Origin of the sequence: Microbacterium sp. gxy059, assembly GCF_050958665.1 — a bacterium.
Taxonomy (GTDB): domain Bacteria; phylum Actinomycetota; class Actinomycetes; order Actinomycetales; family Microbacteriaceae; genus Microbacterium.
Window position 1 is genome coordinate 24625 of record NZ_JAMXWT010000022.1, and the last position, 21069, is coordinate 45693.

Below are 21069 nucleotides of genomic sequence, written 5' to 3' on the forward strand. Positions count from 1 at the left end.
TACCCGGTAAATGATTACGGGGTAAAAAAGGGGAGACCATGTCGGTCAGGCAGGGACTGCTGGCGATTCTCGATCAGGGCGCGTGCTACGGCTCGCAGCTGCGCGCCGAGTTCGATCGGCGCACGGGCGGCACGTGGCCGCTCAACGTCGGGCAGATCTCGTCGACCCTCGAGCGCCTCGAGCGCGACGAGCTCGTCTCCCGCGGCGAAGCCGACGATGAGGGCCGCGTCTACTGGCACATCACCGAGGCCGGTCGCGCCGAGGCCCGCGCGTGGTTCGGATCCCCCGTCGAGCGCACGCAGGGCACCCGCGACGAGCTGGCGATCAAGCTCGCGCTCGCCTCGACGCTGCCGGGCGTCGACGTCGCCGCGATCGTGCAGACCCAGCGCACCGCCACCCTGCGGCACCTCCAGGGGCTCAACCGGGCGAAGTACGCCGGCCGAGACCCCGAGGGCGCGGAGGAGCTCGCCTGGTCGCTCGTGATCGACCAGATGATCTTCCAGGCAGAGGCCGAGGTGCGGTGGCTCGACCACACCGAGCAGCGCCTCGCCGCGCTGCCCCCGCAGGCGACCGAGCTCCAGCTCAGCCACGAGACGCCCCGCCGCGGTCGGCCGAAGCGCACGGGGGCGTCCCTGTGACCGACGCCGTCCTGCGCCTCATCGGGGTCTCGCAGCAGTACGGCCACGGCGCCACCGCCATCTCCGCGCTGTCGGGCGTGGACCTCGAGGTGTGCGAGGGCGAGGTGGTCGCGATCATGGGCCCGTCCGGATCCGGCAAGTCGACCCTCCTGACGATCGCGGGAGGCCTCACGATGCCCACCTCGGGCGAGGTCGTCGTCGAGGGCCAGCACCTGGCCGACCTCGGGCCGCGGGGCCTCGCGCGGCTGCGCCGCCGGTCGCTCGGATACGTGTTCCAGGACTTCAACCTCATCCCCACGCTTACGGCGCTCGAGAACGTCACGCTCCCCCTCGAGCTCGACGGCCGTCCGCGCCGCGCCGTGCGGGAGGTCGGGCTGGAGGCCCTCGCGTCGGTGCAGATCGCCGACAAGCAGGCGGCCTACCCCGACGACCTGTCCGGGGGTCAGCAGCAGCGCGTCGCGATCGCCCGCGCCGTCGTCGGCGGACGCCGCCTCATCCTCGCGGACGAGCCGACCGGCGCCCTCGACTCGGCCACCGGCGAGGCGGTCATGCGCATGCTCCGCGGCCGCGCCGAAGCGGGGGCGGCCGTCATGCTCGTCACCCACGAGGCCAGGCACGCCGCGTGGGCCGACCGCATCGTGTTCCTCCGCGACGGCCGCATCGTCGACGAGACGCGCAGCGGATCCGCCGACGACCTCCTCCTGGGGGCGCGGTGACCGCGACCGCCACGCGGGCGTCCGCCCGCGCCGGCCGGAGCAGGCGGAGCGAGCCGTCGGAGAGCGGATCCCGCCGCGCCCGCTGGCGTCTGGCCGCCCTTCTCGCGCTGCGGCAGATCCGCCGCGCCCGCGCCGCGAGCCTCCTCGTCATCGCGCTCGTCGCGCTGCCCATCGCGGGTACCGCGGCGGCCCTCATCTACGCGCAGAGCCAGCAGCCCACGATCGACGAGGACATCGTCGACACGCTCGGCCGAGCCGACGTCGCCCTCGAGGTGGTCGGCGGTCCGGACCCGACGCGGCGCCAGTACTTCGACCAGCCCTACTGGGCGGAGGTCGCGACCGACGACGACGGCTACCCCCTGAACGAGGAGCTCCCTCCCCGCGCCGACATCGAGGAGATCCTGCCGGACGTCGACCTCATCGAGACCGCCTACGCGCAGGTGATCGCCCGCACCGACAAGGGCGTCGGCACGCTGCCCGTCGAGGTCGGGCGCACGTGGGATCCGCTGCTCGAGGGGCGCTACCGGGTGCTCGAGGGGCGCACGCCCGAGACCGTGCACGAGGCGATGGCGACCCCCGCGGCGCTCGAGCGGCTCGGCATCGAGATCGGCGGCACGGCGGTGCTGACGGATCCCGAGCTCGAGCTCACGATCGTCGGCACGATGGGCACGCGCTGGACGAACGAGCACGACATGACGCTCTTCGTGCCGGACGGCACGGTCGAGGTCGAGAACGACGACCCGATGCTGAAGCGGTGGTTCGTCGCCGACGACTGGCGCCCGACGCCCGCGGAGATCGACGCCCTCAACGAGGAGGGCGTCGTCGTCAGCGATCGCGACCTCATGCGCGACCCCGGAGAGCGCGCCTCGCCCGACTTCGACCAGGGGAGCGGCACCGACTGGGCGATGTTCTCGGTCGTCGTCGCGGCGTTCGTGTTCAGCCTCTACATCGTGCTGCTGCTGGCCGGATCGGCCTTCGCCGTCAGCGCGCGCCGTCAGCGCCAGGCGCTCGCCGTCGCGGCGAGCGTCGGGGCCGATCGCGCCGATCTGCGGCGCATCGTGCTCTGGCAGGGCACCCTCCTCGGGCTCGTCGGCGGCCTGGTCGGCGCCGTCGCGGGCATCGGGCTCGGCGCGCTCGTCTGCGAGATTATGCGCCAGCGCGGATCCCTGATCTGGGGTCTGCACATCCCGTGGCTCCTCATCGCCGCCCTCGTGGTGCTCGCCGCGGTCGTCGGCACGCTCACCGCGCTCCTGCCCGCGCGGTCCGCGGCGAAGATGAACGTGCTCGCCGCGCTGCGCGGCGCCAGGCGGCCCGTGGCGATGACGGCGAAGCGCCCCGTCTGGGGCATCGCGCTCATCATCTGGGGCATCGCGATCACGGTCGCGTCGGGGATCCTGCTCGTCGTCACCTACCGGTCGAGCGCCGATCTCCGCGCGGAGAGCGACCTGCTCGTGACCGGCATGATCGGGATGATGGCGGGCCCGCTCTTCAGCCAGATCGGCGTGATCCTCGCCGGTCACGCGGTGCTCGCGCTCATGTCGCGCCTCACGTCCCGCTGGGGCGTGGCCGCGCGGATCGCGGGGCGCGACGCGGTCGCCAACCCGTCGCGCATCGTCCCCGCCTTCGGCGCGATCGCGGCGTGCGCGTTCCTCGCGACCGCCTCGTTCGGGGGCGCGGCCGTGCTCGTCGCCGACACCCAGAAGGCGTGGGTGTGGGAGGCGCCCTCCGGATCCGTCACGGCTTCGCTGTGGTTCGCCGACGACCGCGAGATCGTCGAGAGCGGGCACGGAGACCGCGTCGTCTCGGAGACGCAGGCGATGCTGCGCGACGCGGGCGCGACTGAGACGGCGCTCGTGCGCATCCCGCTGTGGCCCGCCTACGACGAGACGACGGGCGAGCCGGCCGACGACGCCACCGAGACGTTCGCCGAGGTCTCGACGTACGAGATCTGCGACGAGAGGGATCCCGTGCCCGACTGCGTCTGGGCCGACGCCGACCCGCGGATGGGCGACTACAGCCCGCCGGTCGTCGTGGAGCCGGACGGACTCCCGCTGCTGCTCGGCGACGCGGTCGACGACGAGACGGCGGAGCGCTTCGCCGCGGGCGGCGCGATCGTCGACGGCCCGAGGTGGCTCGACGGCGACGAGGTCGTGCTGCACACGTGGCTGACCGGCGAGGTCTACGGTCCGGGCGCATCGTCGGCCGAACCGGTGGCGACCCAGCGGGTGCCCGCGGACGTCGTGCCGAGGGACGACCGCCAGTTCTCCGGATCCGTGATCCTCTCGCCCGCGGCCGCCGAGCGGATCGGGCTCGCGACCCAGCCGGACCGGGTGATCGCGCTCTTCGACACCGCGGTCGACACGGCGTTCCTCGATCGCCTCGGCGGTCTCGCCGACGAGCTGTCGCAGCAGGTCAGCGTCGACGGCGAGACGGAGATCATGATGTCGCGACAGGAGGAGCCGCCGACGCCGGGTCCGTGGATGTGGCTCATCCTCGGCGCGACGACCGTGCTCGTCGTGGCGGCGTCGACGATCGCGCTGGGCCTCTCGCGCGTCGAGCGCCGCCCGGACGACGCGACGCTCACGGCCGTCGGATCGTCGCCCATCGTGCGCAGGTGGGTCTCGTTCTGGCAGGGGCTCGTCATCACGGGCGTCGGCTGCGTGACGGGCGCGCTCGCGGGTCTGCTGCCGGTGCTCGGCGCGCTGTTCATCCTCGAGGGGACGGTGGGGAGGCCGCTCACGGTCGCCGAGCTGCCGTGGCCGTTCTTCGCGACGCTGGCCGTCGGCCTGCCGGTCGTGATCGCCGTCGCCGCCTGGATCATCCGCCCCGCGTCGCCCGACCTCACGCGCCGCACCGCGATCGCGTAGGGGCGGCGCCGAGCGACCACGAGATCCGCGAGCGACCACGGAATAGGGTGGGCGCTCGGCGATTGCGTGGTCACTCGGCGGGGGCAGGCTACCCTCTGGTCATGGCCTACGACCCGGAGCTCGCCGACCGCGTGCGCGCGATCGTCTGCGCCGCGGCGGACGTCGAAGAGAAGCGGATGATGGGATCCCTCGCGTTCCTCGTGAACGGGCGGATCGCGGTGGGCGTCTCGGGCGACGAGGCGTTCTTCCCCGTCGGCGGCGGGGCGGCCCTCGACATCGCGCTGTCGCGCGGAGCGCACCGCATGCAGATGTCCGGAGGGCGCACGGCCCCCTTCGCCGCGCTGACGGACCCCAACGACGACACCCTCGCCGACTGGATCGCCGAGGCCGTCGCCCGCGCGCAGGGCTGAGCGCGGGCCCTCCCGTGCCCGCGGTCGCTCAGCCCACGTCTCCGTCGACGTACACCCAGCGTCCGCCGCGGCGGACGAAGCGCGAGTGCTCGCGCATCTCGTCCGGCCCCTCGGGACCGTCGAAGCGCGCCGCGAAGTCCACCGTGCCCGCGTCGTCGTCTTCCGTGCTGCCTAGGATCGTCAGTCCGGTCCAGCGGATCCCCGGATCCGCCGTCACGTCGTCGGGCCGCGTGCGCGGATGCCACGTGCGGGCGAGATAGAACGGGTCGCCGACCGCGAACGCCGCATACCGCGAACGCATCAGCTGCTCGGGCGTCTCGGCCGCGCGCTCGCCGCGGTGCAGGGCTCCGCAGCAGTCGGCGTAGGCGGTTCCGGATCCGCAGGGGCAGGCGTCGTGGGGCACGCTCCGATCGTAGGCGGGCGGCCCGGTGCACGACGACGCCACTTCCCGGGTGGAGGGCGGGATGCGGCGACTCCGCGGGGCGTCGGGTGGAGGATCGGCGTCGTCGTGCATCGGGGAAGCCGCGACCAGGCGTCGCCCACGCCGGTGGGGCCACGGCCCGCAGGTGACGAGGCCTCGCTCGGGATGCACGGAACGCCGACGCGTGGGGCTGCGGGCGGGCCTCTCGCGTCGTGCCGGGGGCGAGGCCGCCTCTCCCGTGCACGACGACGTCATTTCGCGGGCGGAGGGCGCGATATGGCGATTCTGCGGGGCGTCGGGTGGAGGATCGGCGTCGTTGTGTACCGGGGTGCTGCGGCGGGGCGGTGCCTACGTCGGGATATCGAGGTCTGTGGGCGGTGAGGCGTCGCCTGGCCGGCGGTTGACGGTGCCGCTCACGCCGTGTGCAGGACGACGCCATTTCTCGGGTGGTGGGCGGGATGTGGCGACTCTGTGGGGCGTCGGGCGGAGGAATGGCGTCGTTGTGCACCGGCCGTGTCGTATCTCCGCCCCGCACGGATCCCGCACCCCCGCAGTCGCGCATTCGCCCCCGCTCCGCCCCGCTCTCGTGCACCTGCCCCGACACGCATCTCCGCACGAATCCGCCGCGAGGGGGATGCGCGGATCCCTCTGCCGTGCGAGCCTCGGAACCGACGAGCCCGCGACACCGACAGGAGCCACGATGCCCGCGACCACCCGAGGACCTGCCCGCAGTGCCGAGCGCGCGCTCGCGCCCGACCTGGCGCGCGGTTTCTGCCTGCTGTTCATCGTCATCGCGAACACGCCGTTCTACCTGTGGGGCGCCGCCGAATCGGGGCTGACAAACGCCCACCCGAAGGACGGATCCGCGCTCGACCAGATCGTGCAGACCGTCACGATGGTGGCGATCGACGGGCGCACCTATCCGCTGTTCGCGTTCCTCTTCGGCTACGGCATGGTGCAGATGTACCGGCGCCAGTTCGACGGCGGAGCGGATCGGCGCGCCGCCCGCCGCGTGCTGCAGGTGCGCAACGCGTGGCTCCTCGCGTTCGGCCTGGTGCACGCGGTGCTGCTCTGGATGGGCGACGTGCTCGGCGCGTACGGCCTCGCGGGCCTCGTGCTCGTGTGGCTGTTCTTCTGGCGCCGCGACCGCACGCTGCTCGTCTGGGCGTGGATCTTCACGGGCCTGCTCGCGCTCTTCGCGCTGTTCAGCCTCTTCGGCGGATGGGCGCTCATGACGTTCGTCGACCTCGACCAGGTGCCGGCCGCCGGCCCGGATCTGCATGCGGCCCAGGGGGATCCGAACTACCTCTCCTCGCTCGTCGCGCGGATCAGCTTCTGGCCGATGCTCGTGATCGGGCAGGGGCTGTTCGGGCTCGCGGTGCCGATCATGATCCTCGTCGCGTTCTGGGCGGCGCGGAGGCAGATCCTCGAAGAGCCCGGCGCGCACCTGACGCTGCTGCGCCGCACGGCCGTCGTCGGCATCGCGGTGGGCTGGCTCGGCGGCGTGCCCGGCGCCCTCGCGCACCTCGGCGCGATAGCCGTGCCCGAGCAGGTCTCGTGGATGTTCGCGGGGCTCGCGACCGTCACGGGCGTGTTCGCGGGCGCCGGATACGTGGCCGTCTTCGCGCTCATCGCGCACCGGATCCAGGAGCGCCGCGCCGCGAAGCCCGCCCCCGCGCGGCTCGGGTTCGCGGGCGCGGTGACGGCGGTCGGCAAGCGCTCGCTCAGCAGCTACCTCCTGCAGTCGGTGCTCTGCGCGCCGATCCTCGCGGCGTGGGGCCTCGGGCTCGGCGGGCGGCTGGGCAGCGCCGAGATGGCGCTCTTCGCGATCGCCGTCTGGGCGGTGACGCTGCTGCTCGCCGCGATCTGGGAGGCGAAGGGCTGGCGCGGCCCCGCCGAGACGCTGCTGCGCCGGCTCGTGTACCGCAGGCGCTGAGGGATCCGCCGGGGCGTTCTCCGGCTGCGCGGCGGGTGGCGTCTCCACGTGCTTCGCGCACCCGGCCCGGGGATGGATCCGTGCGGCTGCGGATCGCAGAAGCGCACCGCGCACCGCCTTTGTCAGGTGCGTTTCGCGGACTCGAAGCGGACTGCGTCGGCTCGGGTTGCGGAAGTGCTCCCGTCCCGGGGCATGGACCCGTGCGATTCACGTACCCGAGAGGATCCGCTCGGCCCGGGGCGCAGAAGCGCATCGTGAGCTGCCTCCGAGAGGTGCGTTTCGCGGACTCGGAGCAGCCTGCGCCGGCCCGGGTCGCAGAAGTGCACCCGTCCCAGGCAGGGGCCGTGCGATTCACGTACCCGAGAGGATCCGCTCGGCCCGGGTCGCAGAAGTGCACCGCGCACCGCCCTCGGCAGGTGCGTTTCGCAGATCCGAGGCAGCCTGCGCCGGGTCGAGTCGCAGAAGTGCACCGCGAACCGCCCCGTCGAGGTGCGTTTCGTAGATCCGAGGCGCCCTGCGCCGACTCGAGCCGCGGAAGCGCACCCGCCCGAGGGAGGGATCCGTGCGAGCCACGTACCCGAGAGGGTCCGCCCCCGCCCGGGTCGCAGAAGTGCACCGCGAACCGCCCCGTCGAAGTGCGTTTCGCAGACCCGAAGCAGCCCGCGCCGACCCGGGGCGCAGAAGCGCACCCGCCCCGAGCAGGGATCCGTGCGATTCGGGGCGGCATCCTCTCGCGACCCATGAGGTGGGTGGCGCTCGCGAGCGCCGGACCTCGGGCGGAGGTGGTGCGAGGATCCCCTGCCTCCGCGTGTGGCGAGGGAACCGTGCGTCCCGCGCTATCTTCGATCGCATGAGCGCACACGGTCTCGCCTCGATGCGGGAGTTCCGCCGGCACGCGCGCCGCGATGCGCCCCGCATCCGACGTGCCGAGCGTACGGTCGCCTTCTCGATCCTCCTGGTCGTGTTCGCGATCATCTTCGCCGCGATCGGCGCGCTCATGATGACGACGGCCGCGTCCGAGCCGGCGTCCGAGCGCACCCGCACGTTCCTCCTCGGCGTGTTCTCGGCCGGGTTGGGCGTGTTCTTCCTCAGCGTGATGGTCGCGACGCTTGTCGGGCGGGCGCGGTCCTGGCGGTCGCGCCGAGCGGCCGCGCAGAACGCCCTCGCGCACGGCTGGCATTACGAGCTGGAGGTGGATCCGCGTGAGCATCCCGGATCCCTGTTCCGCAAGGGCGTGCGAGGCTGGGCCGAGAGCGCGGTGCACGTGCACGAGCCGCGCTACACCGAGGTGGGCAACTACACGTTCCAGGCCGAGCAGGGGAAGTCGCTCAAGGCGCTCGAGCGCATCGGATACGTGTGCGTGCAGCTCGACCGGCGGCTGCCGCACCTCTTCCTCGAGGCGCAGGGCCGGAAGCGCGTGCGCCCCTACGACCTGGGCTTCTCCGGCGCGCAGCGCATGGATCTCGAGGGCGACTTCCGCAGCTTCTTCCGCGTGTACGCCCCCGCGGGGTACGGCGAGGACGCGCTGTTCGTGCTCACCCCCGACCTCATGCGGCTGCTCGTCGAGGAGGCGCCCGGGTGCGACGTCGAGATCATCACCGACTGCCTCTTCGTCTACGCGCCCGGCGCGTTCGACCTCACGACCCCTCACCCGCTCGGCGTCGCCCTGCGGATCGCCGAGACCATCGGCGCCCGCACCGCCCAGCGCTCGTCGCGGTACGTCGACGAGCGCGCCGACCATCCGGATCTCGTGGATCCGTCCGGCGCGCGTCTCGCGACCTCGCGCCGGTGGATCCTCACCCTCGTTCCCGGGATCGCGTTCGTCGTCACGATGCTTGCGATCGGCTGGACGCAGGGCGCGTTCGGCTGAGCACAGCCAGCCCGCTCCGCTCGCCGAGCGACCATGCGCTCCGCGAGCGACCACGGCCTTCGGTGGTCGCTCGGCGAGATCGTGGTCACTCGGCGTGGGGACACGCGCGTCGGGCGGGTGGGGTCGCGAGTGACCATGAAAACCGCGAGTGACCACGAATTTTCATGGTCGTTCGGCGAGATCGTGGTCGCTCGACACGGATGGGTGCGCGGACCCGGCCAGGTGGCACGTGCGCCGGCCGGACCGGTGCCGCGCAGGATCCGCGAGTGACCATGGAATACGGTGGTCGTTCGGCGGGGGCGGCGGGTCCCGGGCCGTTCCGCGGGGCGCAGAGCCTGGTCGGGCGCACCACCCGGCGGTGTGGCGCGGCATGGAGCTGAACGGCCCGGCGCCCTCGAGTGACCATGCGATCCGCGAGTGATCACGGAGGACCGGGCCCGCTCCGCTGAGGTCAGGAGGCGGTGACGGTCACCGGATCGAGCACCACGACGTCGGTCGGGGTGCTCCGGTGATCCGCCGAGGCGATGTGGTGGGGCTCGACGGCGGTCCACGCAGCCCAGAGGCGGTCGCGCTCCTCGCCGACGGCGCGGTGGGCGACGACGTCGCGCGCGGATCCGTCCGAGAGCATCACCCGTGCCCGCGGATCCGCCTGGAGGTTGAGCCACCAGGCCGGATGTCCCTCGCCCCACCCGTTCATCGCGAGGGTGTGCAGCGTCTCGCCCTCGGTGAGGTAGCCGACGATGGCGCGGCGCTCCTCGCCTGACCGGCGCCCGACGGTGATCAGCGTGAGCGCGCCCCACGGGTGGCGCTCGCCCGGGCGCCAGAGGCCCCGCCCGGGGCCGCGCGCGGCGATCCCGCGATGCACGCGCCAGGCGGTGCGCACGATCCAGCGGGGCGGGACGAAGGGCTTCGCGGGCATCGGTCCTCCCCGGACGGCGCGCCCTCAGACTCTGCCACGACCCGGACCGACCGCGGGGTGAACGTCTCGTGTCGGTTCGGCCTCGGCGGCACCGGCGTGCACGACGACGCCATTTCTCGGGCGCGGGGCGTGACGCGCCGGGATCTCGGCGTGCGGAGCCGAGGATCGGCGTCGTCCTGCACCGGCGCGGATCCGCGCGGCGCGGGCCCGAGCGGCCCACGAGTGACCACGAAATCCGCGAGTGACCACGAGATACCGTGGTCGCTCGGCGATTTCGTGGTCACTCGGCGCGCGGACAACGCCGCCCGTCGCCCGCCGCGAAACGCGACCGGGCGGCTCGCCGTCAGCGCCCCTCGACCGGGCGGCGGTGCCTCTCGGGGCGCAGGGTCCACGCCGCGACGGTGCCGCCGATCGCTCCGAAGAGGTGCGCCTGCCACGAGATGCCCGCCGGAGCGCCGAAGACGCCCGTGAGCATCGCGCCCCCGTAGCTCAGGGCGACCGCGACGGCGATGATCGCGTAGAGGATCCCTCGCCCGCGCGACGGCGCGACGAACGCCCGCGCGAGCAGGTAGCCGAAGTACCCGAACACGAGGCCGGACGCCCCGACCGTGAGCGTGCCGGGCGCGTTCACGAACCAGGTGCCGACCCCGCTCACGAGGGCGATGATCGCCGTCACCGTCCAGAACCGCTTCACGCCGTCGAGCGCGGCGAGCCCGCCGAGCACGAGCAGAGGCACGGAGTTCGAGATGAGGTGCGACCAGCTCGAGTGCAGCAGCGGGCCGATCACGAGCCCGCCGACGCTCGACAGATCCCACGAGCGCAGGCCGAGGCCCGTGAAGGATCCGGGCAGGATCGCGTCGAGCAGATGCACGCCCCACATGACGAGCAGCAGCACGGCGGGCTGGGCGAGGCGGGTCAGCGCCTCGCTGCGGCGGGTGGGCTGCTCGGAGGTCATGAGACGAGTCTCTCCGACGTCGGGGTCACACGAGCCCGTGGCGCGCGAACGCGTTCCAGATGCCGTCCTCGCCGACCGGGGTCGTCGTCTCGTCGGCCGCCGCGAGGGCCTCGGGTGTCCCGTCGCCCATCGCGATGCCGACGCCCGCGAGGCGCAGCATCTCGAGGTCGTTGTTGTTGTCGCCGATCGCGATCGAGTCGGCCACCGGGACGCCGACCTCATCGAGCAGCAGCTGCAGCGTGGATCCCTTCGTCACGCCCGCAGGCGAGATCTCGCCGCCCGCCGTGCCGAGGCCAGGCATGGTGCCCGTGATGACGGAGAAGTCGTCGCCGAGCTCCGCCGTGACGGCCGCGAAGCAGCCGGGGTCGTCGCTCGAGAACACGGCCTTCGCGACCTGGTCGAGGTCGGGCTCGTCCGAGACCCGGATGTGCGAGAGCAGCGCCTCGCGGGTCGCGGCGGTGAGGCGCCCCGACGCGGCGAGCTGGTGCTCGAGGCGGGCGTAGCCGCCGCGGGTCGCGCGCACCTCGTCGCGGGTCTGCAGCACGAAGTCGGCGCCGACCGAGCGGAGGCCGTCGACCATGCGGCGCACGTGCGCCGGGGCCATGAGCCGCTCGATGCGCCACCCGCCCGCGGTCCACAGCTCGCCGACCCACGCGTAGGCGCCGGCGCCCAGGATCGCGCCGTCGAAGCCGATCTCGACGAGACGGCGGTCGACCTCCGTGGGCGTGCGGCCGCTCGCGAGCATCACCCGGTGGCCGTTGCGCCGGGCGGTGCGGATCGCCTGCGCCGCGGAGGCGGGGACCTCGCCGGAGTGGTCGATGATCGTGCCGTCGATGTCAAGGAAGACGATGCGCGAGGTCATGGATCCAGTCTCTCAGGTGGCCGAGGGTGAGGCGCCCGCGCCGAATCGGCGGAGATCACGGGTGGAGCGGAAGGGATCTGGGGGCAGGGATCCGTCGGTTCGGGGCTTCTCCGCTGGTTCGGGGCGCCCGCGGGTGCGCGGCCGAGCGTCTCGGGCGTGCTGAGCATCTCGGAATCTGCTCGGTGTCTCGGGGATGCGCGGGGATCCGCCGCTTCTCGGCAGGTTCCGAGATGCTCGGGACCCCGGCGCCCGCTTACCGCGCCGGGCGGACCGGCAGCACGAGCAGCAGGCCGAGCAGCAGCACGACGACGATGCCGAGGATCCCGAACGTCGTCGCGCTGGTGGCCGAGACGAGGATCGTCCAGGCGAGCGACGACATCCAGCTCGTCGCGCGACCGGTCGTGGCGTAGAGGCCGAAGATCTCGCCCTCGCGGCCCGCGGGGGTGACGCGCGCGAGGAACGATCGCGACGCGGACTGCGCGGGGCCGACGAAGGCGCAGAGGATGAGGCCGCCGATCCAGAACACGAGCTTCCCGGCGTCGACGAACGCGAAGACGGCGAGTCCCGTGACGACCATCGACGTGAGCGAGAAGACGATGATCGCCTTGGGGCCGAAGCGGTCGTCGAAGCGGCCGGCGAGGATCGTCGAGAGGCCGGCGATGAGGTTGGCGGCGAGGCCGAACACGGCGATCTCGATGAATCCGAACCCGTAGACGGCGCTCGCGATGACGGCGCCGAACGTGAAGATGCCGCTCAGACCGTCGCGGAACACGGCGCTCGAGAGCAGGAACCAGAAGGTGTTGCGCGTGGCGGGGGAGCGGTACAGCCCGATGACGTCGCGCACGAGCACGCCGTAGCTGCGCAGGAAGCTCACCCGCCGCTCGGGCCGTCCCTGGGGAGCGGGCTCGGGCACCGCGAAGAACACGGGCAGCGCGAAGACGACCGACCAGAGCGCGCAGCCGACCGCGATGAGGCGGAACGGCAGCCCGTTCTCGGAGGGCAGCCCGAACCAGTCGAGCGCGTAGAAGACGATGACGATCGCGAGCGCCACCACGCCGCCGACGTATCCGAATCCCCAGCCGAGCCCCGAGATCCGCCCGATGTTCTTCGGCGTCGAGATGCTGATGAGTAGCGCGTTGTTGTTCACGACCGCGATCTCGTTGCAGACGGCGCCGACGCCGATGAGCGCGACGCCGAGCCAGAACAGCGCGGGCGTCGGCTCGACGAACCACAGCCCGAGCGACGCGAGGATCACGCCTCCCGTGCCGATCCCGAGCCACAGCTTCTGCCGGCCCTGCGCATCGGCCTGCTGGCCGAGCACGGGGGCGAGCAGGAGGATCAGGAGGCCCGCGATCGTCGTCCCCGTGCCGAGGCCCGAGGTGAGGCCGGCGATCGCCGCGACCTTCGCCGGATCCCCGTCGCCCCGCGCCTGCATCTCCGGGGCGAGGAAGGCGTCGGTCGTGAGGTACAGCGCCGTGAAGATGAACGTGATGATCACGGTGTGGAAGGGCTGCAGACCCCAGTCCCAGAACGCCCAGGCGAGCACGCGCGAGCGGGGCGCCGGCTCCTTCTCGAGCTGCTGGTGCAGCCCCATCACGGGCAGCGCCGCGCTGTCGGCGGTGGCGGAGGGGCGCGGGGCGCCGTCGGTTTCGGCCATGCGCGCACGATATCGGGTGCGGGCGTCGCGCGGGTGACGCGGGCGGCCGCGGCGCGATCCCCGGGCCGGGGATCGCGGATCCGCGAGTCTTCGAGTCCGCAGCGGCACCTCACGGGGCGGGGACGCGGTGACGTGAGTGCCCGGTGACGACCTGCGGGCGCGCGAGTCCGGCGACGACCTGCGGCCGTGTGGGTCCGGCGACGAGCGGGGCGGGGCGGATCCGGTGGAGGGCCGCGGACGGGGCCGGTGGCGACGGCGGGTGCGCGGATCCGGTGGCGACCTGGGCGCGACGGCGGAGGAGGCCAGCGGGCGCGAGGGCCCGACGACGTCCGGCGCCCGGTGACGCGGCGACGACTCGCGAACTCGGGGAGTGCCTGGAGGCGCGGGGACGCGGCGAAGGCTCGCGGGCCCGGCGACGCGCGAGGGCGGGGCCGCTCGACTTCTTCCCCGCCGCGCACATAGGGCAGGATCGTCGGATGACGAGATGGGGAGGCGCGGACCGCACCGCGGTCAAGGCGCGCATCGCGACGTCGGCGATGTTCTTCACGAACGGCGCGATCTTCGCGAGCATCGTGCCGCGCTACCCCGAGATCAAGGAGCAGCTCGAGCTGTCCAACGCCGCCTACGGCGTCGTCATCGCGATGAACCCCGTGGGCGCGATGGTCGCGGGCCTCGCGGCGGCGGCGCTCCTCAGGAGGTTCGGATCGGCGAACGTCGCCGCGGCCACGAGCGTCGGGCTCGCGGTGGGCGTGCTGGGGGCGGCGCTGTCGCCCGCGGTGATCCCCCTCGCCCTCGCGCTGTTCTTCGCCGGCACGATGGACGCGATCACCGACGTCGCGCAGAACGCGCACGGGCTGCGCGTGCAGAAGCGCATGGGGAAGTCGATCATCAACTCCCTGCACGCGATCTGGTCGGCGGGCGCCGTCTCAGGCGGCGCGCTCGCCGCGGGGGCGATCGCGCTCGGCCTGTCGCCGGCGGCGCACATCGCGATCACGTCGACGCTGTTCGCCCTCGTGGCGCTCGTGGCGCGCACCTGGGCGCTGCCCGGCCCCGAGTCGGAGTCGGGCCGCACCGAGGAGATCCGCCTCGCGACCGCGGCGGGAGGCGTGACCGCCCGCACGGTCGTCGTGGTCGCGGCGCTCGTCGTCATCGCGATGGGCGGCGGCCTCATCGAGGACGTCGGCGCGACGTGGGCCGCGCTCTACCTCGGGGGGATCGGCGCGGATCCGGTGCTCGCGGCCGCGGGCTTCACGGTGCTGATCCTCGCCCAGTTCGTCGGGCGCATGGTGAGCGACCCCATCACCGATCGGTTCGGGCCCCGCACGGTGACCCTCGCCGGCGGCCTGTTCATCGCGGTCGGCGTGGGTCTCGCGATCCTCGTGCCGACGGTGCCGACCGTGCTCGTCGGCTTCGCCCTCGCCGGGTTCGGCAGCGCCCCCATCATCCCCCTCGCGATGCAGGAGGCCGACCGGCTGCCCGGCCTGCGCCCCGGCACGGGGCTCACGATCGTGACGTGGCTCATGCGCATGGCGTTCCTCTTCTCGCCGCCGCTCGTGGGGCTCATTGCGGACGGCGTCTCGCTGCGCGCGGGCCTCCTCGTCTCGGCGGTGGGCGGGATCCTCGTGGTCGCGCTCTGCGGTGCCCTGCCCCGCCGCGAGAAGAAGGAGTGACGCGGGTCCGTCGCGCCGGGCGCCCCTCCCGAGGGCGCTTCTCCGCCCGCGAGTGACCACGAGATCCGCGAGTGACCAAGGAATATCGTGGTCGTTCGCGGATTCGGTGGTCGCTCGTCGTCCTCGTGGTCGCCCGGGGATGCGCAGGGAGGTGCGTCGCGCCGGATCGCCCATGCTCTGTGCCCGAGCCGGGTGGGCGGCCCCGCTTCGCCGGCGCGCCTGACCGGCCCCTCCGAATGGCCATCAGAACGCCGAGCGACCAAGTGAATATCGTGGTCGCTTGTGGATTCGGTGGTCGCTCGGGGCCGCGCGTCGCGCCGGATCGCCCGCGCACCGGCAGCGCCCGACGCCGGGACGCCGTGGGGCTGATCGCCGACGTCAGCGGGGCGGATGTGCGCGTCGTTCTGTCGGAGATCCTGCCCGGAGGAGGGCGACGCCCGGGGAACCACCGGGATCGTGGTCCCGCGCCGCCGGAATCTCCGACAGAACGGCAACGAGACGGCACCGCACCGGCGCGACGCCCCGGACGAACGGTCGGGTGCGCCGGAAGCGCGGTCGGGCGCGGCGGGGCGCGAGCGGCGAGCGTGGGAGCATGACCACGACAGAGCCCGTCCCCGTCCGGGAGAACTCGCGACCCGCCCGCATGCCGTACGGCGCCCTCCTCGCCATGATGGGCATGAGCTTCCTTCTCGTGACCGCGGAGTTCCTTCCAGGGGGCATGCTCACGCCCATCGCGGATTCGCTCGGCGTCACCCCGGGGCAGGCCGGCCAGATGGTGACGGTCACGGCGCTCGTCGGCCTCGTGGTCGCGCCGACCGTGGGGCTCGTCTTCCCGCGCCTCGACCGGCGCGCTCTGCTCGTGTGGCTCGCGGTCGCGGCCGCGGCGTCGAACCTCGTCGTCGCGATCGCCCCGACGCTGCCGATCGTGCTCGTCGCCCGGCTCCTCCTCGGGGCGGCGCTCAGCGCCTTCTGGGCGATGTCGATCACGGTCGCCGCGCGCATCGCGGGGCCGGAGCGCCTCGGCCGGGCCGTCATGTTCACCACGACGGGCAACTCGCTCGCGACCGTGCTCGGCGTGCCCGTGGGCGTGGTCCTCAGCGAGGCGCTCGACTGGCGTGCGGTGTTCGCGATCGCAGGGGCCGCGACCATCGCGCTGGCGGTCGCCCTGCGCGCCCTGCTGCCATCCGTGCCCGCGGCGAAGGCGTCGAGCCTGCGCGTGCTCGTCGACACCCTGCGGCGTCCCGGCATCGGGGCGGGGCTCGCCGGCCACGCCCTCGTCGTGCTCGGGCACTTCCTCGCCTACACGTACGTGCGCCTCGCGCTGGAGCGGATCCCCGGAGCGGGCACGGAGGCCATCGTGCTGCTGCTCGCGCTCTTCGGCGTGGGCGGGCTGATCGGCAACATCGTCGTCGGCCTCGTCGTCGACCGCCGCTTCGCGCTGCTCGCCGCGGCCACGCCCGTCGGCATCGCCGCGGCCGTCGCGGTCGTCATCCTCGCCCCGGGATCGGTCGGCGCGGTCGGGGCGGCGTCGTTCGTCTGGGGGTTCCTCTTCGCGTCGTGGATGATCGTCATCAACACGTGGGCGGGCAACCGCGCCCCGGACCGTCTCGAGGCGGTCGGCGGGCTCGTGGTCGTCGGCTTTCAGGCGGCGATCGCGCTCGCCGCGGGCCTCGGCGGCCTGGTCGTCGACGCGCTGGGCGTGGAGGCCGCGTTCGCGGGCGGCGCCGTGCTGCTCGTCGCCGGATCGGCGCTCTTCGCCCTGTCAGGACGCCGCTGAGCAGGAGGCGGCGAGGGCGGATCCCGCTCGCGCGCGCCACGCGGACGGCGGCATGCCCGTGTGGCGGCGGAACGCGCGGCTGAAGCCCTCGTCGGAGGAGTAGCCGAGGCGACGCGACGCCTCCGAGACGGCGGCGCCCTCCTCGAGCATCCGCTGTGCGGCCTCGATCCGCACGCGCGCCACGTAGCGCGCGGGGGAGACGCCGAGGGCGCGGTGGAAGCGCTCGGCGAAGACGCTGCGCGACATCGCCGCGGTGCTCGCGAGGCGCTCCAGCGACCAGTCGTCGCCGGGGTCCGTGTGGATCCCTGAGACGACGCGGTCGAGGAAGGGATCGTCCGCGAGCGTCGGCCAGCCGGCGGGCGCGCAGCCGGCGTCGGCCCAGGCGCGGATGATCGACAGCAGCACGGTCGTGGTCATCATCCGGCAGATGAGCGGATCCCCCGAGCGGCGCACGGCCTGCGCGTCCTCGCCGCCCATCGCCGCGGCGAGCGTGGCGGCGGCGGGCTCGCGGGCCTCGAAGCCCGACACGGAGAGCGCGGGCGGGAGCGTCGCGGCGAGGAGGTCGGCGGATCCCGCGAGGGACGCCTCGCCGACGAGCACCACGGCGTCCTCGGCGGCCTCGACCGCGAGGGAGCGTCGGCCCGCCGCGAGGAAGGCGTCGCCGCGGCCGAGCGCGACGGCGTCGGATCCCCCGCCCGCGGGTTCGAGCGGGCGCACGGATCCCTCGAGCACGTAGAGCAGCGTCGCGTCCGCCGGGGCGAGGGCGAGCAGCTCCGCGTCGCGCATCGCGACGCGCCGACCCGACCCGCGGCGGATCTCCACGGACGCCAGCACCCGCTCCAGGTCTTCGCGATTGACGCTCATGCCGGAGGAAACAGCCCGCCCGCGGGGGCTATTCCCCCCCCGGGGGCAGGTCTTTCCGTCGCCTGCCGAGCGACCACGAGGTCCGCGAGCGCCCAAGGAATATCGTGGTCGCTCGCGGATTCGGTGGGCGCTCGGCGAGGCGAGTGGGGTGAGGCGTGGCGCGTGCGGTTCGCGCCACCGCGAATGCCGGGGATCCCGTGAACGCCGGACGGATCCGCCCGATTCGCTCCGGCGTTCACGGGATTCCCGGTGGAAGCGGGCGGGAGTCCCGCGTCGCCTGTGCGCCTATCCTCTTCTCCGCATCGTCGAGTGACCAAGAAGCCCGCGAGTGACCAGGAAATAACGTGGTCCTTCGCGGATTCGATGGTCACTCGGCGGGGCGGGTGGGGAGTGCTCGCGCCGTGCGTGGGATTGGGATCACCGCGAACGTCGGGGATCCCGCGAACGCCGGACGGATTCGCCTGATCCTCTCCGGCGTTCGCGGGATTCCCGGGGGAAGCCGCGGGGATCCCGCGTCGCCCCGTGCGCGTCCTCGTCCTCGTCCTCGTCCTCGTCCTCTTCCTCTTCTCGTCGAGTGACCAAGAACCCCGCGAGCGCCCAAGGAGTATCGTGGTCGCTCGCGGATTCGGTGGTCACTCGGCGGGCCGGGGGAGCGCCGCGCCCGACGCGAGCCCGCCAACGCCGGAGATCCCGCGAGCGCCGGACGGATCCGTCTCCCTCGATCCGGCGTTCGCGGGATTCCCGGCGGGAACGGGGGCATCCGCCTCCCGCGCCCGGCGAGAGCGGAGGCCCGGATCGCCACGGGGTGCGCGGGCGGCCTCGTGCGCTGGCCGGTTCGACGAGACGATCCCGCGCGTGCGCACCCTCGCGGGGCGAGGCGACGGCGCTCGGTAGGATGGTCGGCATGCTCAGCGCGCCGTCGTCTCCGGGACCCCGCGCGAGCGAGGGGCGATAGCCGTGGCAGAGCGCATCACCCGCACCCAGTCGGTCGTCGACGGCCTGCTCGACGCGATCATCGAGGGGCGTCTCGCGGCGGGGGAGGGGCTTCCCCCCGAGGCGGATCTGGCCGAGGAGTTCGGCGTCTCGCGGCTGACGCTCCGCGAGGCGGTGCGGCTGCTGCAGGCGCAGGGCGTCATCGTGCGCGTGCCGGGAAGCCGACACCGGGTCGCTCCCACGAGCGAGTGGACCGGGCTCGACGCCGTCGTGCGGCACGCCCGCAGCGCCGGCGCGCGCGAGCGGTCGTCTCTCGAGATGCTCGAGATGCGCGTCATGTTCGAGGTCGGAGCGGCCGAGCTCGCCGCCGCCCGCCGCGGCGACGACGACCTCGACGAGCTCGCCGCCCTCCTCGAGCGGATGCGCGCCGCCCACGCCGAGGCCGACGTGGCGGCGTTCGTCGAGGCCGACCTCGCCTTCCACGACGTCATCATCCGCGCGGCCGACAACCGGATCCTCGTCGCGTCCATGCGCCCGCTCACGACGCTGCTCGCCGAGACGCGGCGCGAGACGAGCGCCGTGCGGGAGATCCGCGAGCACGCGATCGCCGAGCACGTCGGCGTGCTCGAGGCGCTCCGCGAGGGCAGCCCCGACGCCGTGCGGGAGGCGATGGCGAGCCACATGCGCCAGACCCACGACGACCTCGTCGCGTACGTGCACGGACGCTGACGGGATCCAGCCCGCGGATCACCGGGCGCATCGCGCTCTCCTCCGAGGAGCGTCGCGCCTCCGCTCCCGCGCATCGCGCCCCGGCCGCGAGCCGCCCGCCGCGCTCGAGCCTCGCCCGCCGCGGACGAGACGAGGACGAGTCTCGCGCCGGCGTGCTCGCCGTGTCGCATCGCCCTCGCCTCGGCGGGATCCGCGGGTCGCGAGCCGTCGGCGTCCGCCGCGGACCACCGCATCCGCAGCGCTGTCCTCACCGGGTGAACGACCGCCCTGTCCGGCAGCGAGCCGCCCGACGAGATCGGGCCCTCACCTCGGTCGCTGCCCCGCGGAGGGCGGGAGACGTCCGCCTCTTGTCGAACCGGCCGACGCGCATTAGCATCGATATCTGATATCAAACTTCCTGGGCGAAAGTGCCCGACCCGAACGAAGGAGTTCACGTGAACGTCGACGTCCTGCTCGCCGATCTGCCCGCTCCTCAGGCGCTGTCGGCCGACGAGGTGCGCGCCGAGATCGACCCCCGCTCGGTCGTGGTCGTCCTCGACGACGACCCCACAGGCACCCAGCCCGTCGCGAACCTGCCGGTGCTCACGCGCTGGGACGTCGAGGACCTCGAGGCGGCGTTCGCGACGGGCACCCCGGCCGTCTACGTGCTCACGAACACCCGTTCGCTCGACGAGGCCACGGCGGCGCGGCGCAATCGCGAGATCGTCGCGTCGGCCCTCACCGCGGCGGAGAGCGCCGACCGTCGCGTCACCTTCGTCTCGCGCGGCGACTCGACGCTGCGCGGGCACTTCCCCCTCGAGACCGACGTGCTCGCCGAGGAGATCGCCGACCGCGGCGGCCGCGCCCCCGCGCTCACGCTCCTCGTACCCGCCTTCCCCGACGCGGGCCGGATCACGGTCGACGGCGTGCACTACTGGGTTGTCGACGGCGAGGCGACCCCCGTCGGCGAGACCCCCTTCGCCGGCGACGCGACGTTCGGCTTCTCGAACTCCGACCTCCGGGCCTGGGTCGAGGAGAAGACCCACGGGCGGATCCCCGCGTCGGACGTCGCCGCGCTCACCCTCGACGTCATCCGCGCGGGAGCCGACAGGGTCGCCGAGTTCCTCTCCGCGCTCCCTGATCAGACCGCCGTCGCCGTCGACGCCGTCGATGAGACCGACATGCGCGTCGTCGCCGTCGCGCTGCACCGCCTCCGCGACCGCGACGCCCTCCTCCGCGTCGGGCCGACCTACGTGCGCGCCCACATCGGGCAGGAGATCGTCGCGCCGGTCCGCGCCGAGGACATCCCCTTCGCCCACGACCGCGGCGGGCTCGTCGTCGTCGGCAGCCACGTGCCCCTCACCACCCGCCAGCTCGACGAGCTCGTGCGGCAGCGGCCGGACACGACCACGGTCGAGCTCGACGTGCGCCGCCTCATCGACGACCGCCGAGAGGCGCACCTCGACGAGCGGGCGCGCGCCGTCGCCGCGGCCCTCGAGAGCGGCACCGTGATCGTGCACACCTCGCGCGAGCTCGTCACGGGATCCGACGGCGACGAGAGCCTCGACATCGCCCGCCGCGTCTCGAGCGGCGTCGTCGAGCTCGTGCGCCGCGTGCTCGCGATCGCGCCCCCGCGGTTCGTCATCGCCAAGGGCGGCATCACCTCGAGCGACGTCGCGAGCGAGGCCCTCGAGATCCGCCGCGCGACGGTGCTCGGCCCGATGCTCCCCGGGATCGTCTCCCTCTGGCAGCCCGAGGCGGGCCCCGCCGTCGGGATCCCCTACGTCGTGTTCGCCGGGAACGTGGGCGACGACGACTCCCTCGCCCGCGTCGTCGCGATCCTCGCCGACGGCCGCTGACCTCCCC

The 21069-nt window shown here is 73.5% G+C and carries 16 protein-coding genes; 10 read left to right on the plus strand and 6 right to left on the minus strand.

The genetic code is table 11. From position 1 onward, the window contains the following. Positions 1 to 38: 38 nt before the first annotated feature. The 4 genes from NHL53_RS12115 to NHL53_RS12130 all read left to right on the plus strand — a co-directional run bounded on the left by NHL53_RS12115 (position 39) and on the right by NHL53_RS12130 (position 4631). A complete protein-coding gene (locus NHL53_RS12115) occupies positions 39 to 638 on the plus strand; it encodes a PadR family transcriptional regulator (RefSeq protein WP_433777125.1) in 600 nt (199 codons plus the stop codon). After that, positions 635 to 1354: an ABC transporter ATP-binding protein gene (locus tag NHL53_RS12120; protein ID WP_433777126.1), complete on the plus strand. Its 720-nt coding sequence runs from the start codon at positions 635 to 637 to the stop codon at positions 1352 to 1354. The genes NHL53_RS12115 and NHL53_RS12120 overlap by 4 nt, the downstream gene beginning before the upstream one ends. Further along, the gene (locus NHL53_RS12125; RefSeq protein ID WP_433777127.1) at positions 1351 to 4221 is read left to right on the plus strand and encodes an FtsX-like permease family protein; all 2871 of its coding nucleotides are present in this window, start codon (positions 1351 to 1353) and stop codon (positions 4219 to 4221) included. The genes NHL53_RS12120 and NHL53_RS12125 overlap by 4 nt, the downstream gene beginning before the upstream one ends. A 101-nt stretch (positions 4222 to 4322) precedes the next feature. Then, positions 4323 to 4631 (plus strand): hypothetical protein, encoded by a 309-nt coding sequence (locus NHL53_RS12130; RefSeq protein ID WP_433777128.1) that lies wholly within the window; start codon positions 4323 to 4325, stop codon positions 4629 to 4631. Between the two features lie 28 nt (positions 4632 to 4659). On the opposite strand, the gene NHL53_RS12135 is transcribed toward NHL53_RS12130, so the two are convergent. Then, complete coding sequence (locus NHL53_RS12135; RefSeq protein ID WP_433777129.1) at positions 4660 to 5034, minus strand: YchJ family protein; 375 nt, start codon at positions 5032 to 5034, stop codon at positions 4660 to 4662. 718 nt (positions 5035 to 5752) lie between these two features. Here NHL53_RS12135 and NHL53_RS12140 point away from each other — a divergent pair. Together NHL53_RS12140 and NHL53_RS12145 are read left to right on the plus strand one after the other, a co-directional pair. After that, a complete protein-coding gene (locus NHL53_RS12140) occupies positions 5753 to 6988 on the plus strand; it encodes a DUF418 domain-containing protein (protein ID WP_433777130.1) in 1236 nt (411 codons plus the stop codon). An 850-nt stretch (positions 6989 to 7838) separates the two neighbouring features. Continuing rightward, the gene (locus NHL53_RS12145) at positions 7839 to 8858 is read left to right on the plus strand and encodes a hypothetical protein (RefSeq protein WP_433777131.1); all 1020 of its coding nucleotides are present in this window, start codon (positions 7839 to 7841) and stop codon (positions 8856 to 8858) included. 451 nt (positions 8859 to 9309) lie between these two features. On the opposite strand, the gene NHL53_RS12150 is transcribed toward NHL53_RS12145, so the two are convergent. From NHL53_RS12150 to NHL53_RS12165, 4 genes are all read right to left on the minus strand, one after another. Beyond that, positions 9310 to 9777 (minus strand): nitroreductase/quinone reductase family protein, encoded by a 468-nt coding sequence (locus tag NHL53_RS12150; protein WP_433777132.1) that lies wholly within the window; start codon positions 9775 to 9777, stop codon positions 9310 to 9312. Between the two features lie 343 nt (positions 9778 to 10120). Next, the gene (locus tag NHL53_RS12155; protein ID WP_433777133.1) at positions 10121 to 10732 is read right to left on the minus strand and encodes a rhomboid family intramembrane serine protease; all 612 of its coding nucleotides are present in this window, start codon (positions 10730 to 10732) and stop codon (positions 10121 to 10123) included. A 25-nt stretch (positions 10733 to 10757) separates the two neighbouring features. Continuing rightward, positions 10758 to 11594 carry an HAD hydrolase family protein gene (locus NHL53_RS12160; RefSeq protein ID WP_433777134.1) on the minus strand — a complete coding sequence of 279 codons (837 nt, stop codon included), beginning with the start codon at positions 11592 to 11594 and terminating at the stop codon, positions 10758 to 10760. A 253-nt stretch (positions 11595 to 11847) separates the two neighbouring features. Continuing rightward, positions 11848 to 13251: an MFS transporter gene (locus NHL53_RS12165; protein WP_433777135.1), complete on the minus strand. Its 1404-nt coding sequence runs from the start codon at positions 13249 to 13251 to the stop codon at positions 11848 to 11850. Positions 13252 to 13727: 476 nt separating this feature from the next. Here NHL53_RS12165 and NHL53_RS12170 point away from each other — a divergent pair, with 476 nt between their 5' ends. Beyond that, positions 13728 to 14921: an MFS transporter gene (locus tag NHL53_RS12170; RefSeq protein WP_433777136.1), complete on the plus strand. Its 1194-nt coding sequence runs from the start codon at positions 13728 to 13730 to the stop codon at positions 14919 to 14921. A 592-nt stretch (positions 14922 to 15513) separates the two neighbouring features. Beyond that, positions 15514 to 16698: an MFS transporter gene (locus tag NHL53_RS12175; protein ID WP_433777137.1), complete on the plus strand. Its 1185-nt coding sequence runs from the start codon at positions 15514 to 15516 to the stop codon at positions 16696 to 16698. Here the strand turns inward: NHL53_RS12175 and NHL53_RS12180 are convergent. Then, positions 16684 to 17562, minus strand: a complete 879-nt coding sequence (locus NHL53_RS12180; RefSeq protein WP_433777138.1) for a helix-turn-helix domain-containing protein — start codon at positions 17560 to 17562, stop codon at positions 16684 to 16686. The two genes, NHL53_RS12175 and NHL53_RS12180, sit on opposite strands and share 15 nt — an antisense overlap. A 957-nt stretch (positions 17563 to 18519) precedes the next feature. Between NHL53_RS12180 and NHL53_RS12185 the strand changes: the two genes are divergently transcribed. Both NHL53_RS12185 and NHL53_RS12190 read left to right on the plus strand, forming a co-directional pair. Then, entirely contained in the window at positions 18520 to 19224 is a 705-nt protein-coding gene (locus NHL53_RS12185; protein ID WP_433777139.1) for a FadR/GntR family transcriptional regulator, read from the plus strand. Positions 19225 to 19658: 434 nt separating this feature from the next. Beyond that, positions 19659 to 21062: a four-carbon acid sugar kinase family protein gene (locus tag NHL53_RS12190; RefSeq protein WP_433777140.1), complete on the plus strand. Its 1404-nt coding sequence runs from the start codon at positions 19659 to 19661 to the stop codon at positions 21060 to 21062. Positions 21063 to 21069: the final 7 nt, after the last annotated feature.

Excerpts from the sequence above, each read along its gene's own strand:
- NHL53_RS12115 (WP_433777125.1), top strand. The coding sequence starts at position 39 with ATGTCGGTCAGGCAGGGACTGCTGGCGATTCTCGATCAGGGCGCGTGC.
- NHL53_RS12130 (WP_433777128.1), top strand. The coding sequence starts at position 4,323 with ATGGCCTACGACCCGGAGCTCGCCGACCGCGTGCGCGCGATCGTCTGC.
- NHL53_RS12140 (WP_433777130.1), top strand. The coding sequence starts at position 5,753 with ATGCCCGCGACCACCCGAGGACCTGCCCGCAGTGCCGAGCGCGCGCTC.
- NHL53_RS12145 (WP_433777131.1), top strand. The coding sequence starts at position 7,839 with ATGAGCGCACACGGTCTCGCCTCGATGCGGGAGTTCCGCCGGCACGCG.
- NHL53_RS12150 (WP_433777132.1), bottom strand. The coding sequence starts at position 9,777 with ATGCCCGCGAAGCCCTTCGTCCCGCCCCGCTGGATCGTGCGCACCGCC.
- NHL53_RS12155 (WP_433777133.1), bottom strand. The coding sequence starts at position 10,732 with ATGACCTCCGAGCAGCCCACCCGCCGCAGCGAGGCGCTGACCCGCCTC.
- NHL53_RS12160 (WP_433777134.1), bottom strand. The coding sequence starts at position 11,594 with ATGACCTCGCGCATCGTCTTCCTTGACATCGACGGCACGATCATCGAC.
- NHL53_RS12165 (WP_433777135.1), bottom strand. The coding sequence starts at position 13,251 with ATGGCCGAAACCGACGGCGCCCCGCGCCCCTCCGCCACCGCCGACAGC.
- NHL53_RS12170 (WP_433777136.1), top strand. The coding sequence starts at position 13,728 with ATGACGAGATGGGGAGGCGCGGACCGCACCGCGGTCAAGGCGCGCATC.
- NHL53_RS12175 (WP_433777137.1), top strand. The coding sequence starts at position 15,514 with ATGACCACGACAGAGCCCGTCCCCGTCCGGGAGAACTCGCGACCCGCC.
- NHL53_RS12180 (WP_433777138.1), bottom strand. The coding sequence starts at position 17,562 with ATGAGCGTCAATCGCGAAGACCTGGAGCGGGTGCTGGCGTCCGTGGAG.